Below are 21,569 nucleotides of genomic sequence, written 5' to 3'. Positions count from 1 at the left end.
ATCCTCCGTGGATGCCAGCCCTTTATTTGTTTGTTTTAAGATAATCTAACCAATTCTGTGATTTTTTCCATTAAAATTTGTTTATTCCAACTCTGGGAAGGAGATACTACTTCCTATCAGCAAGATATAATTCAGGAGGTAATAATATGAGTTGGACAGAGATTGCTTTATTTGTACAACTATTCTTTGGCATCATAATCGGTCTGTATTTTTGGAACCTTTTAAAAAGTCAAAGAACACAAAAAGTATCAATTGATCGGGAATCAAAAAAGGAAATGGATCAACTGAGAAAAATGCGTTCTATCTCATTGACAGCTCCGTTATCGGAAAAGGTTAGACCGACAAGCTTTGAAGACATTGTTGGTCAAGAGGATGGCATCAAGGCATTGAAGGCTGCTCTTTGTGGTCCTAATCCGCAGCATGTCATCATATATGGACCGCCTGGAGTCGGGAAGACAGCTGCAGCGAGGCTTGTGCTCGAAGAATCGAAAAGAAATTCAAAATCTCCTTTTAAAAAGAGTTCTGTTTTTGTAGAGCTTGATGCAACTACTGCCAGATTTGATGAAAGAGGTATTGCCGATCCGCTGATTGGATCAGTTCATGACCCAATATACCAAGGGGCTGGAGCGATGGGACAAGCTGGGATTCCTCAACCTAAGCAAGGTGCAGTAACGAATGCCCATGGAGGAGTACTATTTATTGATGAGATAGGTGAACTTCATCCAACGCAAATGAACAAGCTCCTCAAAGTCCTGGAGGATAGAAAGGTGTTTCTTGAAAGTGCGTATTACAATGAAGAAAACACCCAAATCCCAACACATATACATGATATTTTCCAAAATGGTCTTCCAGCAGACTTTAGACTGATTGGAGCGACAACAAGAACACCGAATGAAATTCCTCCTGCTATTCGTTCCAGATGTATGGAAGTATTTTTCCGTGAATTAACAGCAGACGAGGTCGTAAAAATCGGCAAAAAAGCCGCTGATAAAGTGCGATTGGATATTAGCGAGAAAAGCTTAGAAACATTGGCTGAATATGCACGCAATGGGCGCGAAGCAGTCAATATTATTCAAATATCAGCAGGCCTTGCGATAAGCGGTGATCGTACATACATTAAAGACGATGAATTAGAATGGGTTATCCATTCTAGCCAGCTTTCTCCAAGAATGGAGCGTAAGATAAACGATGTATCCCACGTCGGTATAGTCAACGGCCTGGCAGTACATGGTCCAAATATGGGGGCACTCCTTGAAATAGAAGTGACTGCTATACCTGCAGAAAAGGATAAAGGCTCTATCAATATTACGGGAATTGTAGAAGAAGAAAGCATTGGCGGCCAAGGCAAATCAATAAGACGGAAAAGCATGGCTAAAGGATCGATTGAAAATGTCATAACCGTACTAAGGTCAATGGGTGTTCCAGCAGACCAATATGACATCCACGTCAACTTTCCAGGTGGTGTCCCAATAGATGGTCCATCGGCAGGGATTTCAATGGCTGCAGGCATTTATTCAGCCATCTATAAACAACCGATTGACAGAAAGGTAGCAATGACGGGCGAAATAAGCATCCATGGAAATGTGAAGCCTGTCGGCGGTGTGTTTGCAAAAGTGAAAGCAGCACAGAAAGCCGGTGTCAGCACTGTCATTATCCCTGAAGAGAATATGCAATCTGTTCTCAAGGAGATTTCGGGTATTACGATTATCCCGGTTGCATCGTTTAATCAAGTGCTGGAGCTTGCTTTGCTGAAAGAAGCTCCAGATAACGAGGAAGCAATACCTGCTTCGATTAATATATCTAAAAAGGAAAGTGTATAACTGATAAATAGCCCTGCACTAAAAATTGTTGATTCTAACAAATAAAAGTGCAGAGCTTTTTTTATATGAGTAAATGCCAATTAATTTAACAGCAGGCAAAGATGCTTTATAATGTAAGCGACAGAAGGTTTGCTAATTCTTTTACAGAAAAGAGACATAATACAGCCCATTTGTTAAAATAATAACATTATGACATAAGTAAGAGTGGTAACTTACAACTTATACAATCATGCAATATTTCAATACGAATACAAGAACATCGGCAAGCATGCTTACAATTCTTAAGTAAAAATAATGAGGGCAAGTGAGTTCTATTTCCTTTTTTCCTATAATAACCCTAGTTAATAGACACTTTTTCCTAAATAGGATAGAATTGTACAAAGTATGAAATGCGATGCTGGAGGTGCAACGTCATGGAGGAAAAAAAGAATACATTAGTACCCCTCCTGCCGCTTCGAGGATTACTTGTTTATCCAACAATGGTATTACACTTGGATGTTGGTAGAGAAAAGTCGGTGCAGGCACTTGAAAAAGCAATGGTGGAAGACCACCTGATTTTTCTAACAATGCAAAAGGATATTGATATTGATGATCCTGCTGAGGAGGATTTATACAAGGTTGGAACACTGACTAAGGTCAAGCAAATGCTGAAGCTTCCTAACGGTACAATTCGTGTCTTAGTGGAAGGTCTGAAGCGTGCTGAATTAGTGGAGTTGTCGGAAGAGGACGGCTATTATGCCGCATCTCTTAAAGTGATGGAAGAGAACACTTCTAAGGATGTAGAGGACGAGGCATTAATGCGGACAATGCTTCAGTACTTTGAGCAATACATAAAAATCTCCAAAAAGATTTCCAGTGAAACGTATGCAACTGTTTCTGACATGGAGGAACCGGGAAGAATGGCTGATATTATCGCCTCCCACTTGCCGATTAAATTGAAGGAAAAACAGCAGATTCTGGAAACATTAGATAATAAAGAGCGCATGAATCATGTGATTGATATCATTCATAATGAAAAAGAAGTCCTTAACTTAGAAAAGAAAATAGGACAGCGTGTGAAGAAATCCATGGAAAGAACGCAAAAGGAATACTATTTGCGTGAGCAAATGAAAGCGATCCAAAAAGAGCTTGGCGATAAAGATGGAAAAAGCGGAGAAGTCAGCACACTAAGCGAAAAGATAGAGCAGGCCGGAATGCCTGAGCATGTTAAGGCTGCAGCGCTGAAAGAATTAGACCGTTATGAAAAGATTCCGTCTACATCAGCAGAAAGCTCTGTTATCCGAAATTATATTGACTGGCTCTTAGCATTACCGTGGAGCAATGCGACAGAAGATGATTTAAATATAATAAAAGCTGAAAAAATCCTTGATCAAGATCACTACGGTCTTGAAAAGGTGAAGGAACGGGTTTTGGAATATTTGGCCGTTCAAAGCTTAACCAATTCCCTTAAAGGACCAATCCTTTGCTTGGCAGGACCTCCGGGAGTCGGAAAAACGAGCTTAGCACGCTCCATTGCTAAATCTCTTAACCGAAACTTTGTACGCATCTCCCTCGGAGGAGTCAGAGACGAGTCTGAGATTAGAGGTCATAGAAGGACATATGTCGGGGCGATGCCTGGCCGCATCATTCAAGGGATGAAAAAGGCAGGAACCATTAATCCAGTATTCCTATTGGATGAAATCGATAAAATGTCGAACGACTTTAGAGGAGACCCTTCTTCTGCGATGCTGGAAGTGCTAGACCCAGAACAAAACCATAACTTCAGCGATCATTATATTGAAGAAACTTATGATCTTTCCAATGTAATGTTCATTGCAACAGCTAATAATTTGGCAACTATCCCAGGACCGCTTCGTGACCGTATGGAAATAATAAATATTTCCGGATACACAGAGCTGGAAAAAATCCATATTGCCAAAGATCATTTGCTGCTTAAACAGATTAAAGACCATGGACTTACAAAAGGACAGCTGCAAATCAGGGAAGATGCCATTCAAAATATTGTCCGCCATTATACCCGAGAAGCAGGCGTAAGAAGCTTGGAGCGTCAAATCGCGACGATTTGCCGCAAAACAGCGAGAATGATTGTATCAGAAGAAAAGAAAAAAGTAATTTTAACAAGCAAAAATGTGGTAGAATTTCTAGGTAAGCCTATCTTTAGATATGGTCAGGCAGAACTTGAGGATCAAGTTGGTGTTGCGACAGGACTTGCATACACGACAGTCGGCGGAGATACGCTGCAAATAGAAGTATCATTAGCTCCTGGTAAAGGTAAGCTTGTCCTTACAGGGAAACTGGGTGATGTTATGAAGGAATCAGCACAGGCAGCATTCAGCTATATTCGCTCTAAAGCGGAAGAGCTGGGCATTGACTCGAAATTCCATGAGAAGTATGACATTCATATCCACGTCCCAGAAGGAGCGGTGCCAAAAGATGGACCGTCCGCAGGTATTACGATGGTGACAGCTCTTGTTTCCGCACTGTCTGGTAGACCGATTAAAAGAGAAGTAGGCATGACAGGGGAAGTAACGTTGCGCGGCAGAGTTCTGCCAATTGGCGGTTTGAAGGAAAAGTCACTCAGCGCCCATCGTGCAGGCTTGACGACCATCATTGCTCCGAAGGATAATGAGAAAGACTTAGATGATATACCAGAAAGTGTCCGAGAGGAACTGAATTTTATTCTTGTTTCTCATGTGGACGAAGTGTTAAAACATGCTCTGAACGGAAGTGTAAATTCTTGAAAGTAAATAGTGCAGAAATAGTAATTAGTGCAGTAAAGCCACATCAATACCCGGAAACAGATTTACCTGAATTCGCGTTAGCTGGCAGATCAAATGTAGGAAAGTCTTCCTTTATTAATAAAATGCTTGGCAGAAAGGCGCTTGCTCGTATTTCCTCCAAGCCAGGGAAAACGCAGACATTAAATTTTTACTTAATTAACGAAATGCTTCACTTTGTAGACGTTCCTGGCTACGGATACGCAAAAGTATCCAAGAAGGAGCGGGAAGCATGGGGCAAGATGCTCGAAACATATTTTACGACAAGAGAGCAGCTTAAAGCAGTTGTCTTGATTACAGACATTAGACATGCCCCAACTGCAGATGATGTCACGATGTATGAGTTTCTCAAACATTATGGTATACCGGCAGTAATCATTGCAACAAAAGCAGACAAAATTTCTAAATCCCAATGGCAAAAGCATTTAAAAGTCACACGGGAAACTTTAGATCTTAGCAAAGACGATCATCTTATCCTCTTCTCAAGTGAAACAGGAGAAGGGAAAGATAAAGTCTGGTCATTGCTGCAGTACCTTTCCAAAAACTAAAATGCAAAAAAGCCAAATCGGACAACGATTTGGCTTTTTTATTTAAGGGAAAATCACCAGAAGGATAATAAAAAGGGCGGAAACAGGAAAAGCTATTAGCAAATCATGGCTTAGTAGGAGGAGTAACTTGTGACAAGTGAGAAACCAATATCCATATTTGCTTTAGGCGGTTTAAATGAAATTGGAAAAAACATGTACGTATTGGAATATGGGGACACAATCTTAGCAATTGACTGCGGAAACAAATTTCCTGATGAAAGTCTGCTTGGAATCGATTTAATAATCCCTGATATCAGTTATTTAGTAGAAAATAAGGAGAAAGTGAAGGCACTTATTGTCACACATGGTCATGAGGATCATATTGGCGGCATCCCTTATTTTTTGAAACAATTAAATGTACCTGTTTATGGAACAAAATTTACTCTTGGCCTTATTGAACTAAAGCTTAAGGAACATGGTCTTGCAGGGGATACAGAATTGATTGAGATTACTAATAGCTCACAATTAACATTTGACGAAATTAAAGCCGAATTTTTCAAGGTGAATCACAGTATTCCTGATTGTGTAGGCATCGTATTTCGTACCCCACTTGGAAATATTGTGCACACGGGAGACTTTAAGTTCGATCTAACCCCTGCGAATAAGGAACACTCAGATATACATAAAATGGCTCAAATCGGTTCAGAAGGAGTTTTATTGCTTATATCTGAAAGCACGAATGCTGAACGGCCTGGCCTGTCTCCATCTGAACAATTAGTAGGCAGCCATATTCTTGAAGCCTTCCGAAAAGCAGAAAGAAAAGTGATTTTGTCAACATTTGCTTCCAATATTAACAGGGTACAGCAAGTTGTGGATGCAGCAATCGATACAAATCGCAAGCTTGCTCTTCTTGGCAGAAGCATGCTTAATGTCGTGGAGGTTGCGATGACTCGTGGCTACTTACAAGTTCCAGAAGGTCTGTTAATCGACCAGGACCAGATTGAACTATTCCCTCCAGAAAAGGTCGCGATACTTTGTACAGGCAGTCAGGGAGAACCATTAGCTGCACTTGCCAGATTATCGACTGGAAATTTTCGGGGAGTTGAAGTGCTTCGCGGTGATACCGTTATTTTTGCTGCCGGTCCAATTCCAGGAAATGAAAGATATGTTTCGCGAATTGTGGACAACTTCTTTGCAATCGGAGCAAATGTAATTTACGGTTCTGGCAGCATGTCTGGCATGCATGTTTCGGGACATGGGTATCAAGAAGATTTAAAGCTTATGCTGACATTGATGAGGCCGCACTATTTCATCCCGATACACGGTGAATACAGAATGCTTAACCAGCACCGTAGCCTTGCTGAATCAGTCGGTGTAGAGGAAGGCAACACTTTTATTATCGGCAATGGTGACGTTGTCGACATTCAAGATAAAAAAGCAAGATTTACAAGAAATGTCCATGCTGGCAACACCTATGTTGATGGTGTTGGTGTAGGGGATGTCGGCGAGGTAGTACTTCGGGACCGCAAGCAGCTTGCTGAGGATGGAATGCTTGTAATCGTGCTGACAATGAGCAAGCATGAGAAAAAGCTGATTGCAGAGCCAGATACTATTTCAAGAGGCTTTGTATACGTACGAGATGCCGAAGATCTCCTTCGGGAGGTAAACCGCCTTATTAAAGAAGCAGTCATGAGCATTGACGCAAGAGGTAAAAATCAATGGGGTGCCATTAAGCAGGAAGTGCGCAAAGCTGCAGGCCAGTATATCTTCCATCAAACGAAAAGAAAACCGATGATCCTGCCGATCATTATTGAAGTATAAAAAAACAGATAGCTTTAGCTATCTGTTTTGCTTTATTTCCGTTTCGAAAGCAGAAAATATCCGCCAATAAGCAGGAATAAAAGCGGTGTAAAGAATTTCAGTGTACTTTCACCGATATGGATGAACGTAATGGAAGCCACTATTTCTTCGTAAAAAAGCAGCAAGCCTGCCAACAGTAGAAACAGCACACCATTTACCAGGCCCGAACCTGCTCTTTGATTGAAGAGAATAAACCCTAACGCGATAATCAATAAAAATGTTCCCGTATCATCCGGCCAAATCGCCAGTTTATTAACAAGGTGAAAGTGAAGGCCAAACCCTGTTAAAATCACCCCAGGCAAGATAGAGCCATGATCCTTGCCTATAAAGCCTTGACATAAAAAGGCAAGGCCAACGATGATTAGCAATGTAGGCCAAGAATAAAAGTCAGGGAATGGAGACATATTTAATTCATTTAGTAAAAAGTATAATCCGAATCCAACTAGCACAACACCAGTAAATAATTTATAAGATTTCATATTTCCTCCGTTTCCAGTAATACAAGCTTGAATACAACCGATATCTTTGTTACTGTACATTGAGTAGATAGTATTAGATAGGCTGTTTTTTGAACAGCAAAAAATAAAAAAAGCTGTTTTAATAGATGATTTTGGCATACACTATTACTAGTAAATACACATAGTATAAAACTGACTTTGCCAATAATACTATATGTTAACATATCAATTCACAATTTGTTCACAATTAAAAGCATATTTCTTGCCCATAATTAGTGTTTTTTTGTTATAATAAGTACATGTTTAGAATTATTATAAATAAAGAATCGATTTTTGGTTGAAATCCTTTGGGGGTGTCATTTACTTATGCATATAGTTGTGGTTGGACTAAATTATAAAACGGCCCCAGTAGAAATTAGAGAACGGTTAACATTTGACTCTTCGAAAATAGGGGAAGCAATGAGTCAGTTGCAAAAGAAAAAAAGCATATTAGAGAATATCATCATTTCTACTTGCAATCGTACAGAAATTTATGCTGTTGTCGACCAATTGCATACTGGTCGTTATTATATAAAAGAATTTTTGTCTGAATGGTTTGAGATTGACCAGTCAGAATTCAGTCCATATATATTTGTATACGAACAGGATGGAGCTATGAACCATCTTTTTCAAGTTGCGTGCGGATTAAATTCTATGGTGGTAGGGGAAACTCAAATTCTTGGGCAAGTGCGTGCAAGTTTTCTAGAAGCCCAATCCATTCAGTCTTCTGGCACAGTCTTTAACCAGTTGTTCAAGCAAGCTATTACGCTTGCGAAAAAGGCTCATACAGAAACAGATATCGGTGCTAATGCAGTTTCTGTCAGCTATGCGGCTGTAGAATTGGCGAAAAAGATTTTCGGAACTTTAGAGAACAAAAATGTACTCATATTAGGTGCGGGGAAGATGGGCGAGCTGGCAATTCAGAACCTGTACAGCAATGGAGCTAAAAACGTGACGGTCATTAACCGCACTTTTGAAAAGGCACAAAGCCTTGCAGACCGGTTTGAAGGTCAGGCGAAGTCATTGAGTGAGCTTCAATGTGCATTGATTGATGCTGACATTCTTATCAGCTCTACTGGTGCAAGCTCGTTTGTCATTACGAAAAGTATGATGAATACAGTGGAAAAGATTCGCAAAGGTAAACCGTTATTTATGGTTGATATTGCTGTTCCTCGTGATTTAGACCCTGCACTAGCAGAGTTGGATAGTGTGTTTTTATATGATATAGATGACTTGGAAGGGATTGTGGAAGCAAACCTTCAAGAGCGTCAAAAAGAAGCAGCAAAAATCATGCTTATGATTGAAACAGAAATTGTAGAGTTTAATGAATGGCTTCATTTATTAGGAATCGTTCCAGTGATTTCTGCCCTTCGCGATAAAGCTTTGGCAATCCAGGGAGAAACGATGAAGAGCATTGAAAGAAAGCTGCCTCATTTAAGTGACCGTGATAAGAAAGTCTTAAATAAACATACGAAAAGCATCATTAATCAAATGCTGAAGGATCCAATCCTTCATGCGAAAGAACTTGCCTCTTCCGATGATCGGGAAAAGGCGATGGAGCTGTTCGTTAAAATTTTTAATTTAGAGCAGGATGTCCATTCTCAAGCAACAGTTGTGAAGGAAGACAAGAAAACAGTTTCTACTTTACAGCCAAACTTTCAAGGTTAAAAAATCAACCTGAAAGCTAGATTGTTTATAAGAGTTTTGGCATTATAGTATATGGAAGCAATCTTTACACAAGGCCTTAATTGTTAAAGGGGAAACACATATATGACAGATGCTTATTTGACAAGACTTCATGAATTAACGATTATTCTTTATGCAATATCTGTGCTCTTATACTTTTTTGATTTTATGCATAATAACCAGAAAGCCAATAGAGCAGCTTTCTGGTTACTTTCCGTTGTTTGGCTCCTGCAGACTTCGTTTCTGTTTATTTACATGATGCAGACAAAACGGTTTCCGGTGCTGACTATTATGGAAGGACTGTATTTCTACACATGGGTCTTAGTTTCCTTTTCGCTTTTAATTAACAAGCTGCTGAAAATAGACTTTATTGTCTTTTTTACAAATGTACTTGGGTTTATTATTATGGCCATCCATACGTTTGCGCCGATGAGCGAGGGAACAGAAATGGCCAAGCAAGTTGTTTCAGAGCTGCTTTTTATTCATATTACGGCAGCGTTGCTTGCGTACGGGGGCTTTTCATTATCTTTTATTTTTTCTTTACTGTATTGTGTTCAATATAATCTTTTAAAAAAGAAAGCATGGGGAAAAAGGCTGCGGCGCATTCCCGACTTATCGAGGTTAGAAAACCTCTCCTATTTGTTTAATGTGTTCAGTGTGCCTACATTGCTGATTTCCTTGATACTGGGAATTCAATGGGCAAGTGTTCAAGCGCCAGGGTTTATCTGGTATGATCCGAAAATTCTTGGTTCCTTTTTAGTCCTATTTATTTACGGATGCTGTTTATATATAAGGGTAACGCACAAACTAGTAGGAAAAGGAATTGCTTTCTTTAATATTGCATGTTTTTTAGTATTGTTGATTAACTTCTTTTTAATAGGGAATTTTTCAACGTTTCACTATAAGTGATAAAGCTACATAAGCCGACGAAAAGCGGCTAAAAGTTGAAGCTGGAGGCATACTTATGCGAAAAATTATTGTCGGTTCAAGACGAAGCAAATTAGCGATAACACAAACGAAATGGGTTATTAATCAACTGAAAAGATTAGACCCGTCATATGAATTTGAAATTAAGGAAATGGTTACAAAAGGTGATGTCGTCCTTGATGTTACGTTATCAAAGGTTGGCGGAAAAGGACTGTTTGTCAAAGAAATTGAGCAAGCGATGCTTGATAAGGAAATTGACATCGCAGTGCACAGCATGAAAGATATGCCTGCAGTACTGCCACCGGGACTTACAATCGGCTGTATTCCAGAAAGAGAGGACCATCGCGACGCGCTTATCTCAAAAGGCCATATTCCATTAAAGGACTTGAAGGAAGGCGCTATTATTGGGACAAGCAGCTTAAGACGCGGTGCCCAGCTGTTAGCTGTAAGACCGGATTTGGAAATCAAATGGATTCGTGGAAATATTGATACACGATTAAAGAAGCTGGAAACAGAGGAATATGATGCAATTATTCTTGCAGCTGCAGGGTTAGCGAGAATGGGCTGGACAAGCGATGTTGTTACAGAGTTTCTTGATCCAGAAACATGCTTGCCGGCAGTAGGTCAAGGTGCATTATCTATTGAATGCAGAGAAGATGATAAGGAAGTGCTCGAATTATTAAGCAAGCTATCATCTGAGGAAACGACGAAAACAGTTTATGCTGAAAGAGCCTTCTTAAACAAAATGGATGGCGGCTGCCAAGTTCCGATTGCCGGATTTGCCACAATGGTTAATAACGAGGAGCTGACATTGACAGCCCTTGTTACCTCTCCAGATGGCAAAACGGTGTTTAAAGAGGTACTGACAGGTACAAACCCTGTAGAACTCGGTGAACAGGCTGCAGAAATTCTTACAGAGCGCGGAGCAAAGAAATTAATTGATCGTCTGAAAGAAGAGAATATTATTGATGCTTAAGCCGCTGCACGGCAAAAGCATTCTGGTTCCCCGCGCGAAAAAACAAGCTACTGAACTTTCTGCAACAATTAAGCAATTGGGAGGCGCGCCTGTCGAGATACCGTTACTTGCCTTTCGCAGCCTCCCATTAGCTAGTAATATGCAAGCAAAGCTTAAAGAAGGCGTTTATGATTGGCTAGTATTTACAAGCAGCAATGGAGTGAACGCTTTTTTTTCAACAATGGAGCTTAAAGACTCTTTATATAAGATTGCGGTAATTGGGGATAAAACAGCCGAAACATTAGCCAAATATGGCCATAAGGCTGCTTTTATTCCGTCCTCGTTTGTTGCTGAAACATTTGCTCAGGAATTCGCAAAGGAAGTAGCAAAAAATGAACAGGTTCTTATTATAAAGGGCAGCTTAGCAAGAAACGTTCTTTACAAAAGCCTCTGTGCGGCAGGGATTGCGGCAGAGGAAGCAATCATTTATGAAACTTACTTTCCAAAGGAGAGCGAGACTCTATTAGTAGAGGCTTTAAAGAAGCGAAGTTTGGATGTGCTTTTGTTTACAAGTTCATCCACAGTGGAATATTTTATGGATATAGTCCATACATACAACCTTTACGATTATATAAAGGACTGCATCATCGGATGCATAGGTCCGATAACAAAGAAAAAACTAGCTGATAATGGAATAAATGTTCACATTTTTCCCGACAATTTTACAGTAGACAGCATGCTGGAGCAATTAGTTCAATATTTAACAGAATAGGGGAGAACAAACATGTCATTACAATTTAAACGTCACCGCAGACTTCGTCAATCTGCAAGTATGAGAGCATTAGTAAGGGAAACGCATGTTCATGTAGATGATTTGATTTATCCAATTTTCATTGCTGAGGGTGAAAACATTAAGCGGGAAATCTCATCAATGCCAGGTATCTATAACCTGTCGATTGACCGCTTGAAAGAGGAAATGGACGAGGTGCAAAGCCTTGGTATTAAATCAGTGCTTTTGTTTGGAATACCGTTAGAAAAGGATGAATGCGGAACACAGGCATTTCATGATCACGGTATCGTGCAAGAAGGAATTCGGTTTATTAAGAGTAACTATCCGGAGATTGTTATCATCGCGGATACTTGTCTTTGTGAATATACAAGTCATGGACATTGCGGCATTGTCGAGAGCGGCCGTGTCTTGAATGATGAATCATTAGAGTTGCTTGTGAAAACAGCTGTAAGCCAGGCTGAAGCAGGTGCAGACATTATCGCTCCTTCCAATATGATGGACGGCTTTGTCGCTGCGATTCGCAAAGGTCTTGATGAAGCAGGTTATTTAGATACACCAATCATGTCATACGGAGTGAAATATTCATCTGCATTCTACGGACCATTCAGAGAAGCAGCTGACAGCACTCCGCAATTTGGTGACCGCAAAGCATATCAAATGGATCCTGCTAACCGTATGGAAGCTTTGAGAGAAGCTGAATCAGATGTGGAAGAAGGCGCGGATTTCATGATTGTTAAGCCTGGTATGCCATATTTGGATATTGTCCGTGATATGAAAAACACGTTGAAAATGCCAATCGTGATTTATAATGTAAGTGGAGAATACAGCATGGTTAAAGCTGCAGCACAAAATGGCTGGATAGATGAAGAAAGAATCGTGATGGAAATGATGGTAAGCATGAAGCGTGCAGGTGCAGATTTAATTATGACTTATTTTGCGAAAGATGTTGCTCGCTGGTTGAAAGAACAATAAGAAAAGAGGGATAGCATGCGTTCATATGAAAAGTCAGAGAAAGCATACAAAGAAGCAGTCGAATTAATGCCAGGCGGGGTAAACAGCCCTGTTCGTGCCTTTAAATCTGTGAAGCGGAATCCTGTGTTTATGAACTCAGGAAAAGGCTCAAAAATTTACGATATTGATGGCAATGAATACATTGACTATGTTCTGTCATGGGGTCCCCTTATCTTAGGGCATGCCAATGATCAGGTAGTCGAAGGAATAAAAAAAGTTGCAGAGCAGGGGACAAGCTTTGGAGCACCAACTTTAATCGAGACTGAGCTTGCTAAGCTAGTTAAGGAAAGAGTGCCAAGCATTGAAATCATCCGCATGGTATCCTCAGGAACTGAGGCGACAATGAGTGCAATCAGGCTGGCTAGAGGCTATACTGGCCGAAATAAAATCATCAAGTTTGAGGGCTGCTACCACGGCCATGGCGACTCTCTTTTAATTAAAGCAGGTTCAGGAGTTGCAACACTAGGCTTGCCAGACAGCCCAGGCGTTCCAGAAGGAGTTGCAGCAAACACTATTACAGTAGCCTACAATGACCTAGAAAGCATTAAGTATGCCTTCGAAACCTTTGGAGATGACATCGCCGGCATCATCGTAGAGCCAGTAGCTGGTAATATGGGCGTAGTGCCTCCAAAGGATGGCTTCCTGCAAGGGCTGCGTGAAATAACAGAACAATACGGCGCATTGCTGATTTTTGATGAGGTTATGACAGGCTTCCGTGTAGACTATGGCTGTGCCCAAGGCTATTTCGGTATTACGCCTGATCTTACTTGCCTTGGCAAGGTTATTGGCGGAGGACTCCCAGTTGGCGCGTACGGCGGAAAAGCAGAAATCATGAATCAAGTTGCTCCAAGCGGACCGATTTATCAAGCAGGTACATTATCAGGTAATCCGCTGGCAATGACAGCAGGCTACGAGACATTGTCCCAATTGACGCCTGAAAGCTATAAAGATTTCATTCTTAAAGCAGATAAGCTTGAAGCAGGCCTAAAGGCTGCGGCTGAAAAATACGAGATTCCATTTACAATTAATCGTGCCGGTTCTATGATTGGCTTCTTCTTCACAAACGAAGAGGTAGTTGATTATGAAAGTGCGAAAACTTCCAATCTAGATTACTTTGCTGCATTTTATAATGAAATGCTCGAGCAAGGTGTATTCCTGCCGCCATCTCAGTTTGAAGGTTTGTTCCTATCAACTGCTTTAAGCGAGGAAGATATTGACCACACAATAAAAGCAGCAGAAATTGCTTTTTCTAAGTTGAAATAATTTATCCATAAAAATCCAAAGTGCTATTGCAGGCGCTTTGGATTTTTTTGTTTTTAAATTCATAGACTTTCTATACAAAGAAATATTCATAAAAGGGCATTTCTGTTCATAAATTGTAATTGACATAGTGATTATACGTGAAAGGAATGAAGGGAGGAGTCGCTTTGTCTCAAGAAAATTCGTCTATCTTACGGTTTTCGTTGGAAGAGTCAGTCTGGTTTCAAAAAGGACAGGAAGTAGAGGATCTGCTGTCTATTTCACTAGACCCGAATATAACCATCCAAGAAAACGATCAGTATATTACCATTCAAGGATCATTAGAATTGACAGGTGAATACAATCGAACACAGACAAATCAGCCAGAAGAAGAGGAGGTATTTAAGGCTCCTAAGTTAGTTCATTCCGTTTTGGAGAGGGAAGAAGGAGTTAATGAGTTTCTTCATCATTTCCCTGTCGACATTACGATTCCATTCTCACGCGTTCGCAGCATCGAAGATATTGAAGTTGAAATTGAAACATTTGATTATGTCTTCCCAGAAAGAAGCTGTCTGAATCTTACAGCAGAATTATCTATTGCAGGCTTAACGAATGAAGAGCAAGCCTCAGAAGAGGAAACTGAGGAGGATGAATGGACTTCCCATTATCCGGCAAGAGAAGAGAGCACAGAGGCAGAGCAGATATTTGTTCAACAGGAAAATAATCAAGAGGATGAACTAGAAGCATTAACAAGGGGCTACGAACAAAGGCAGCAGCCTGAAGAAATCGAGCTTTCTGCAGGCTCTAGCAGAGAAGATGTAAACTTTGGGGCTGAAGAGATTGAGAATGAGCCTGTGTTTAGGGACAGTGAAGAGGAATTAGAACCTGTTAAAATTGAAGTACAGCCGTTTCAAAGAATCAGTCCATTGATGGAAGAGGAAGAACGGATTTCCGCTGAGTCTGGTCTGGAGGAATATGAGCCGTTTGAATTGGAAGTCCGCAAAGCACCTTCGCAAAAGGACGATGATTGGGAAGAGGACACGACGACAGATGTACCTTTATTCACTGAGGCTGAAGTATTAGAAGAGCCTCCAGCAGCTGTTGTTGAACCTGTTGCAGACCATAAACCTGAAGTAAAGGTTTCCTTGTTTAGATCAGAAGAGACATTCCCTGCAGAGGATGTTTTCGATAAGCCTGTTCCAGAATCTTCTGAGCAAAAGCTTGATGAATCAACAGCAGAATTCTCAGAACACGATAAGGATGAATCTGAAGAGTCCTCTTCTGAGAATGATAATGGACCGAAGAAGAAAAAAGGAATTTTCTCGAAAAAGAAATCATTGACCTTTACAGAGTTCTTCGCCCGTAAGGAAGAAGAAACACATACAAAGGTAAAGGTAGTTATTGTTCAGCAGGGAGATACGATTGAGAAGCTAAGTGAACGTTATAATGTTAATGTTCATAACCTGCTGAAGGAAAACCACCTTGAGGTCAATCAGGATGTTGTAGAAGGGCAAGTTTTATATATCCCAGGTAAAATTGCTGAAAAGTAAGTTTTGTAGGTGCACATAAAAGGGTAAAGCGGGCCCCGAATCAACATGTAAGGAGATGTTAGTCAATCTCTTTTTCCTAATAAGAAAGTGTGGGCGCATATGAGTGAAAAAAACACGATTAAAAAATATACACCCATTTTAGAGCCATACGGAGTGGAGCCGCATTTTGTGGAGGAGTTCGGCAGAATCGTGAAAATTTATTCCAGCAAAGGCACATTTGCACTAAAAACGATTGATCCCCATAAAGGCTCTGATTTTATCCGGCACGTTCGGACATTGTACCAAAAAGGATATAACAGAATTGTGCCGATTTATCCGACAGTCGATGGCAGGTATGCAGTCTTGTATGAGCATAAGCTCTATTATTTAATGCCGTGGCTTCCGAACGAAGAGCGGGAGAATTATTTCAAGAAGCATCAGCAAATGTTCAGGGAGCTCGCAAGACTGCATGTCCTATCCTCTAAGGAAGTGAAAATTGAAAAGGAAGATCGGGAAGAGCATTATGAAAATACGCTATTGGAGCTGGAAAAGGAACAAGAATTTTTGGATGGCTATATTGAAGAGTGTGAAAACACAGAATATATGTCACCGTTCCAATGGATGTTCTGCATGTATTACCATGATGTGAGGCAAGCGCTGAAATATTCGGAAACGAAGCTGAAGGAATGGTATGAAGAGACAAAGGATGATGAGAAGGCAAGAGTATCGATCATTCATGGGAAAATCTCGCCAGAACATTTTTTATATGACGAGAAAGGGTATGGGTATTTCACTAACTTTGAAAATGCCAAGTTTGGCTCTCCAAGCCATGACCTGCTTCCGTTTATTGCTAGGTCTCTGAAAACCACTCCGAAGCAGAATAATGATTGCTTAGAATGGATTTATACTTATTTCAATTATTATCCGCTCAAGTCGGATGAGATGCTGCTTTTTTTGAGCTATTTAGCACATCCTGGACCTGTAATCCGCATATGTGAAAAATACCATAAAAGCGATAAGAAAAAGAATGAGCGCAAATATGCACAAAGCTTATTGAAGCAATACTGGCTGCTGAAAAATACCGAATATATTGTCATGCGTATTGACGAAATGGAGCGGGAAAAAAAAGCGCAGCAGGAAGCACAAAAAGAGACCCAAGATTCTTAACATCTTGGGTCTTAAATAATTTCCAGATAAATAGACAAAGCCAGCACGATTAAAAGAGATAAAAACAGCACATCAAAGGTTGTCGGTAAAAGCATTGTTCTGACAGCCTGAAAGATGCAAAAAGGTATAATAAAACGGGCACATGCATTGCGGACGCCTTTAAGCCATGGTGGATATGTGTAGGGATTAAACTTCTTTTTCAAGGAACACAAACCTCCTTTTTTAACCTTACTATCAATATATGGCGCGGTTAACCTGTTAAGTACTGCAAATTAACTATGCTGTGCTTTTAAGGCCAGTTTGTATAAATTTTAAAAAATAAGGTTATCCTTATTGACGAAAATAACTTTTATTCGGTATTATCTATATAAATAAATAAAAAAGGCAATGACAGGGAGTAGTACAATGCCAGTTGTTTTTTAGAGAGGAAATCACATGCTGAAAGATTTCCATTCAACACATTGGAAGGTAGCCCTCGAGCTTCTTTTGCGAACGGGAAAGCTTATTAGTGAAAGACGGACAGCATCCGATATCATCTTTGAAAGAGCCAATATTTTTATATTGGAAAAAAGGTGGTACCGCGAAAAACTCCCTTCGTCCTTTTATGACGAAGGGAGTTTTTTATTTGCCAAAATGTAAGTATTGAAAAAATTCTCACAAGGAGGATAATGGGTATGGAAACAAACGAGTTATCAATGCCGACTAAATACGATCCCCAATCCATCGAAAAGGGACGCTATGACTGGTGGCTGAAAGGTAAATTTTTTGAGGCAAAGTCAGATGAGGGAAAACAGCCATATACAATCGTGATTCCGCCTCCAAACGTAACAGGGAAGCTGCATTTAGGTCATGCTTGGGATACAACTTTACAAGACATCTTAACAAGAATGAAAAGAATGCAAGGCTATGATGTTCTATGGCTGCCTGGAATGGACCATGCAGGGATTGCCACACAAGCAAAGGTGGAAGAAAAACTGCGTGCAAACAATGTCAGCAGATATGATCTAGGAAGAGAAAAGTTTGTTGAAGAGACATGGAAGTGGAAAGAAGAATATGCAAGTCATATTCGTGAACAGTGGTCAAAGCTTGGACTTGGATTAGACTATTCAAGGGAACGCTTCACTCTTGATGAAGGGCTGTCAAAAGCGGTGCGTGAAGTATTCGTTTCTCTTTATAACAAAGGTTTAATCTACCGTGGTGAATATATCATTAACTGGGACCCGGCAACAAAAACGGCTCTGTCAGATATTGAGGTAATCTACAAGGATGTACAAGGTGCATTCTATCATATGAGATATCCGCTTGCTGACGGCTCCGGCTATATTGAAGTTGCTACTACTCGTCCGGAAACGATGCTTGGTGATTCTGGTGTTGCTGTACATCCAAAGGATGAAAGATACCAGCATTTAATCGGAAAAACAGTAATTCTGCCGATCGTTGGAAGAGAAATTCCGATTGTGGCAGATGATTATGTAGAAATGGACTTCGGTTCTGGCGCTGTTAAAATGACACCAGCACATGACCCGAATGACTTTGAAGTAGGTAACCGTCATAATCTAGAACGCATCCTTGTAATGAATGAGGATGGAACGATGAATGAACGTGCCGGTAAATATGAAGGCATGGATCGTTTTGAATGCCGCAAGCAAATCGTTAAAGATCTTGAGGAGCAAGGTGTTCTGTTTAAAATTGAAGAGCATATGCATTCAGTTGGGCATTCTGAGCGCAGCGGCGCAGTTGTTGAGCCATACTTGTCCACACAATGGTTCGTTAAGATGCAGCCATTAGCAGATGCAGCTGTTGCTTTGCAAAACAACGAAGAAGAGAAAGTACAATTTGTGCCGAACCGCTTCGAAAACACTTATTTACACTGGATGGAAAACATCCGCGACTGGTGTATTTCTCGTCAGCTGTGGTGGGGTCATCGCATTCCAGCTTGGTATCATAAAGAAACAGGCGAAGTGTATGTAAACCACGAGGCTCCAAGTGACATTGAAAACTGGGAGCAAGATACAGATGTTTTAGACACTTGGTTCAGCTCTGCCTTATGGCCGTTCTCTACATTGGATTGGCCTGACACAGATGCTCCTGACTTTAAGCGTTATTATCCGACAGCTGCACTTGTTACTGGCTATGACATCATTTTCTTCTGGGTTTCCCGCATGATTTTCCAAGGGCTTGAGTTCACTGGCGAAAGACCGTTTAATGATGTATTAATCCATGGACTTGTTCGTGACGAGCAAGGCAGAAAAATGAGTAAATCATTGGGTAACGGTGTTGATCCGATGGATGTTATCGCACAATATGGTGCTGATTCCCTGCGTTACTTCTTGTCAACAGGCAGCTCGCCAGGCCAAGACTTACGCTTCAGCATGGAAAAGGTAGAATCGACTTGGAATTTCGCCAACAAGATTTGGAATGCATCCCGTTTTGCTTTAATGAACATGAACGGCTTAACATATGAAGAAATTGACTTGTCTGGAGAAAAATCTGTTGCAGACAAATGGATTTTAACACGTCTTAACGAAACAATCGAAACAGTGACACGTCTGTCTGACCGCTATGAATTCGGTGAAGTAGGACGCATCCTTTACAACTTCATCTGGGATGATTTCTGTGACTGGTATATCGAGATGGCGAAGCTGCCGCTTTATGGCGAAGACGAAGCTGCTAAGCTGACAACACGTTCTATTCTTGCATATGTATTGGATAATACAATGAGATTGTTGCATCCTTTCATGCCATTTATTACAGAAGAAATCTGGCAGAACTTGCCGCATGCAGGTGAGTCTATTACAACTGCAGCATGGCCGGAGGTAAATCCAGCATTTACAGATAATAAAGCTGCTAACGATATGAAGCTGCTTGTAGAAATTATCCGTTCAGTAAGAAACAGCCGTGCGGAAGTAAATACACCAATGAGCAAGAAGATTAAGATCCTCTTGAAAGCACAAGATGATACAATCAAAGCTACATTGGAAGACAACAAAGCATATATTGAGCGTTTCTGTAATCCAGAAGAGTTGGAAATCGCAACAGATATTGCTATTCCTGATAAAGCGATGACTTCTGTTATTACAGGTGTGGAAATTATTCTGCCACTTGAAGGCCTCATCAATATGGAGGAAGAAATTGCCCGTCTTACTAAAGAGCTTGAGAAATGGACGAAAGAAGTAGACCGAGTTCAGAAGAAGCTAAGCAATCAAGGGTTTGTAAGCAAAGCACCAGAGAAAGTCATCAATGAAGAAAAAGCAAAAGAGCAAGACTATCTGCAAAAAAGAGCAACAGTAGAAGCTCGAATTAAAGAACTTAAGGGCGATGCTTAAAACCTCCCTTTTAAACTAAGACGAACCCTATCCTACATAGGGTTCGTCTTCCCTATTTAAAGATAAACCAAGAAGAGGTGGAAATTATGTTCCAGACATATGAAGAGGCATTAAAGTGGATACATGGACGGCTTAGGCTCGGAATTAAGCCTGGGCTCACTAGAATGAACATCATGATGGAGAAGCTTGGTTTTCCAGAGAAAAAGATTAAAGCTGTTCATGTGGGCGGCACAAATGGCAAAGGCTCAACGGTTGCCTATTTGCGCAATATAATGGAAAGTGCCGGGTTAACAGTTGGAACCTTTACTTCCCCATATATTGAACAATTTAATGAAAGAATCAGCATCAATGGCGTGCCGATTGCCGACGAAGAAATTAAGGAGCTTGCTAATATTCTTTATCCGATAGTTATGGAAATGGATAAAGACGAATTAGGCGGACCGACAGAATTTGAGATTATTACAGCAATGTCTCTTTATTATTTTGCATTTGTCCATCAACCAGATGTTGTTCTGTATGAAGTCGGCTTAGGTGGTCGTTTTGATTCTACTAATATCATTACACCTCTCTTATCTGTCATCACAAGTATCGGTCTTGACCATACTGCTATTTTAGGAGAAACATACAGCGAAATTGCGTTTGAAAAAGCTGGGATTATTAAAGAGAACACACCGGTAATTGCTGCAGTCAAGCAACAGGAATCAGAGGAAGTAATTGTACGCAGAGCTAAAGAGGAAAACGCTTCTTACTATTTATTAGGCAAACATTTTGTGGTGGAAGATTATCAATCGAATGAAGATGGAGAGGTTTTCACCTTTAAAACAGCAGCAACAAAATTTCTACATTTGCAGATTGGCATGCTAGGAGAGCATCAAGCAGAAAATGCTGCTCTTGCCGTTATGGCTGCATTGCTTCTTAAAGACAGCTTACACTTGAGTGAAGCAGATATCAGAACAGGATTGCTTCAAGCACGGTGGGCAGGCAGATTGGAGATTCTCTCTAAACACCCGTATGTGCTTGTAGACGGTGCACATAATCAGGAAGGTGTTGAGGCGTTAGTTGATGTCTTAGAAACAAGATACAAAGATAAGAAGAAGAGTGTTTTGTTTGCTGCATTATCTGATAAGAAAACAGATAAAATGATTGAAAAGTTAGGACAAGCAGCTTCTGACATCACTTTCACAAGCTTTGACTTTCCCCGCGCAGCAGCAGCTGAAGCGCTGTTTAGAGAAAGCAGTCATTCAAATAAACGCTTTACTGATGATTGGAAAAAATTAATTACAGAAAAACTCGAAAGACTTCATGAAGATGAGCTGCTGGTCATCACTGGCTCCTTGTATTTCTTGTCAAATGTGCTTGCCTTTTGGAAAGAACGAAATTTAGGAGGAAAGTAACAGAATTTTTTACAAATTTTTATATATTTTTGCAATAAAAAAATATAGTATAATACTAATAGGT

16 protein-coding genes and 1 other annotated feature are annotated in these 21,569 nt (G+C 40.4%); of the genes, 14 read left to right on the top strand and 2 right to left on the bottom strand.

The window, feature by feature from the left end; genetic code table 11:
• Positions 1 to 146 precede the first annotated feature (146 nt).
• From lonB to L8T27_RS14335, 4 genes are all read left to right on the top strand, one after another.
• Complete coding sequence (gene lonB, locus L8T27_RS14350; RefSeq protein ID WP_233318327.1) at positions 147 to 1,820, top strand: ATP-dependent protease LonB; 1,674 nt, start codon at positions 147 to 149, stop codon at positions 1,818 to 1,820.
• 413 nt (positions 1,821 to 2,233) lie between these two features.
• Positions 2,234 to 4,561 carry an endopeptidase La gene (lon, locus tag L8T27_RS14345; protein WP_233318329.1) on the top strand — a complete coding sequence of 776 codons (2,328 nt, stop codon included), beginning with the start codon at positions 2,234 to 2,236 and terminating at the stop codon, positions 4,559 to 4,561.
• Positions 4,558 to 5,145, top strand: coding sequence for a ribosome biogenesis GTP-binding protein YihA/YsxC (gene yihA, locus L8T27_RS14340; protein ID WP_233318331.1), 588 nt, complete (start codon positions 4,558 to 4,560; stop codon positions 5,143 to 5,145). Before lon ends, yihA begins: the two co-directional genes overlap by 4 nt.
• Before the next feature lie 192 nt (positions 5,146 to 5,337).
• Positions 5,338 to 6,945, top strand: coding sequence for a ribonuclease J (locus tag L8T27_RS14335; RefSeq protein ID WP_233318418.1), 1,608 nt, complete (start codon positions 5,338 to 5,340; stop codon positions 6,943 to 6,945).
• Between the two features lie 32 nt (positions 6,946 to 6,977).
• Here L8T27_RS14335 and L8T27_RS14330 read toward each other — a convergent pair whose 3' ends face one another.
• On the bottom strand, positions 6,978 to 7,463 hold the full coding sequence (locus L8T27_RS14330; protein ID WP_233318334.1) for a LiaI-LiaF-like domain-containing protein: 486 nt from the start codon (positions 7,461 to 7,463) through the stop codon (positions 6,978 to 6,980).
• A 345-nt stretch (positions 7,464 to 7,808) separates the two neighbouring features.
• Here L8T27_RS14330 and hemA point away from each other — a divergent pair, with 345 nt between their 5' ends.
• The 8 genes from hemA (at position 7,809) to ysxE (ending at position 16,785) form a co-directional block, all read left to right on the top strand.
• Complete coding sequence (gene hemA, locus L8T27_RS14325) at positions 7,809 to 9,149, top strand: glutamyl-tRNA reductase (RefSeq protein ID WP_237941771.1); 1,341 nt, start codon at positions 7,809 to 7,811, stop codon at positions 9,147 to 9,149.
• A gap of 102 nt (positions 9,150 to 9,251) precedes the next feature.
• Positions 9,252 to 10,076 (top strand): cytochrome C assembly family protein, encoded by an 825-nt coding sequence (locus L8T27_RS14320; protein ID WP_233318338.1) that lies wholly within the window; start codon positions 9,252 to 9,254, stop codon positions 10,074 to 10,076.
• A gap of 55 nt (positions 10,077 to 10,131) precedes the next feature.
• On the top strand, positions 10,132 to 11,070 hold the full coding sequence (gene hemC / locus L8T27_RS14315; RefSeq protein ID WP_233318339.1) for a hydroxymethylbilane synthase: 939 nt from the start codon (positions 10,132 to 10,134) through the stop codon (positions 11,068 to 11,070).
• Positions 11,063 to 11,821, top strand: a complete 759-nt coding sequence (locus tag L8T27_RS14310) for a uroporphyrinogen-III synthase (RefSeq protein ID WP_237942329.1) — start codon at positions 11,063 to 11,065, stop codon at positions 11,819 to 11,821. Before hemC ends, L8T27_RS14310 begins: the two co-directional genes overlap by 8 nt.
• Before the next feature lie 12 nt (positions 11,822 to 11,833).
• Positions 11,834 to 12,811 carry a porphobilinogen synthase gene (gene hemB / locus L8T27_RS14305; RefSeq protein WP_233318341.1) on the top strand — a complete coding sequence of 326 codons (978 nt, stop codon included), beginning with the start codon at positions 11,834 to 11,836 and terminating at the stop codon, positions 12,809 to 12,811.
• A gap of 15 nt (positions 12,812 to 12,826) precedes the next feature.
• Positions 12,827 to 14,113 (top strand): glutamate-1-semialdehyde 2,1-aminomutase, encoded by a 1,287-nt coding sequence (gene hemL, locus L8T27_RS14300; RefSeq protein WP_233318344.1) that lies wholly within the window; start codon positions 12,827 to 12,829, stop codon positions 14,111 to 14,113.
• 164 nt (positions 14,114 to 14,277) lie between these two features.
• The gene (gene spoVID, locus L8T27_RS14295; RefSeq protein WP_237941770.1) at positions 14,278 to 15,639 is read left to right on the top strand and encodes a stage VI sporulation protein D; all 1,362 of its coding nucleotides are present in this window, start codon (positions 14,278 to 14,280) and stop codon (positions 15,637 to 15,639) included.
• A gap of 99 nt (positions 15,640 to 15,738) precedes the next feature.
• Complete coding sequence (ysxE, locus tag L8T27_RS14290) at positions 15,739 to 16,785, top strand: spore coat protein YsxE (protein WP_233318356.1); 1,047 nt, start codon at positions 15,739 to 15,741, stop codon at positions 16,783 to 16,785.
• Between the two features lie 11 nt (positions 16,786 to 16,796).
• Here the strand turns inward: ysxE and L8T27_RS14285 are convergent, their stop codons facing one another.
• Positions 16,797 to 16,988, bottom strand: coding sequence for a hypothetical protein (locus L8T27_RS14285; RefSeq protein WP_233318357.1), 192 nt, complete (start codon positions 16,986 to 16,988; stop codon positions 16,797 to 16,799).
• A gap of 175 nt (positions 16,989 to 17,163) precedes the next feature.
• Positions 17,164 to 17,390: a binding site (T-box leader), on the top strand.
• Between the two features lie 69 nt (positions 17,391 to 17,459).
• On the opposite strand from L8T27_RS14285, the gene L8T27_RS14280 reads away from it, so the two are divergent.
• Positions 17,460 to 20,111: a valine--tRNA ligase gene (locus L8T27_RS14280; protein WP_237941769.1), complete on the top strand. Its 2,652-nt coding sequence runs from the start codon at positions 17,460 to 17,462 to the stop codon at positions 20,109 to 20,111.
• Positions 20,112 to 20,197: 86 nt separating this feature from the next.
• Positions 20,198 to 21,505, top strand: a complete 1,308-nt coding sequence (locus L8T27_RS14275; RefSeq protein WP_237941768.1) for a bifunctional folylpolyglutamate synthase/dihydrofolate synthase — start codon at positions 20,198 to 20,200, stop codon at positions 21,503 to 21,505.
• Positions 21,506 to 21,569: the final 64 nt, after the last annotated feature.

Origin of the sequence: Niallia sp. Man26 (assembly GCF_022049065.2) — a bacterium.
In the GTDB taxonomy this organism is placed as follows: domain Bacteria; phylum Bacillota; class Bacilli; order Bacillales; family Cytobacillaceae; genus Niallia.
The sequence above is the reverse complement of the archived record's forward strand: the minus strand, read 5'-3'. Positions and strand labels throughout refer to the sequence as shown.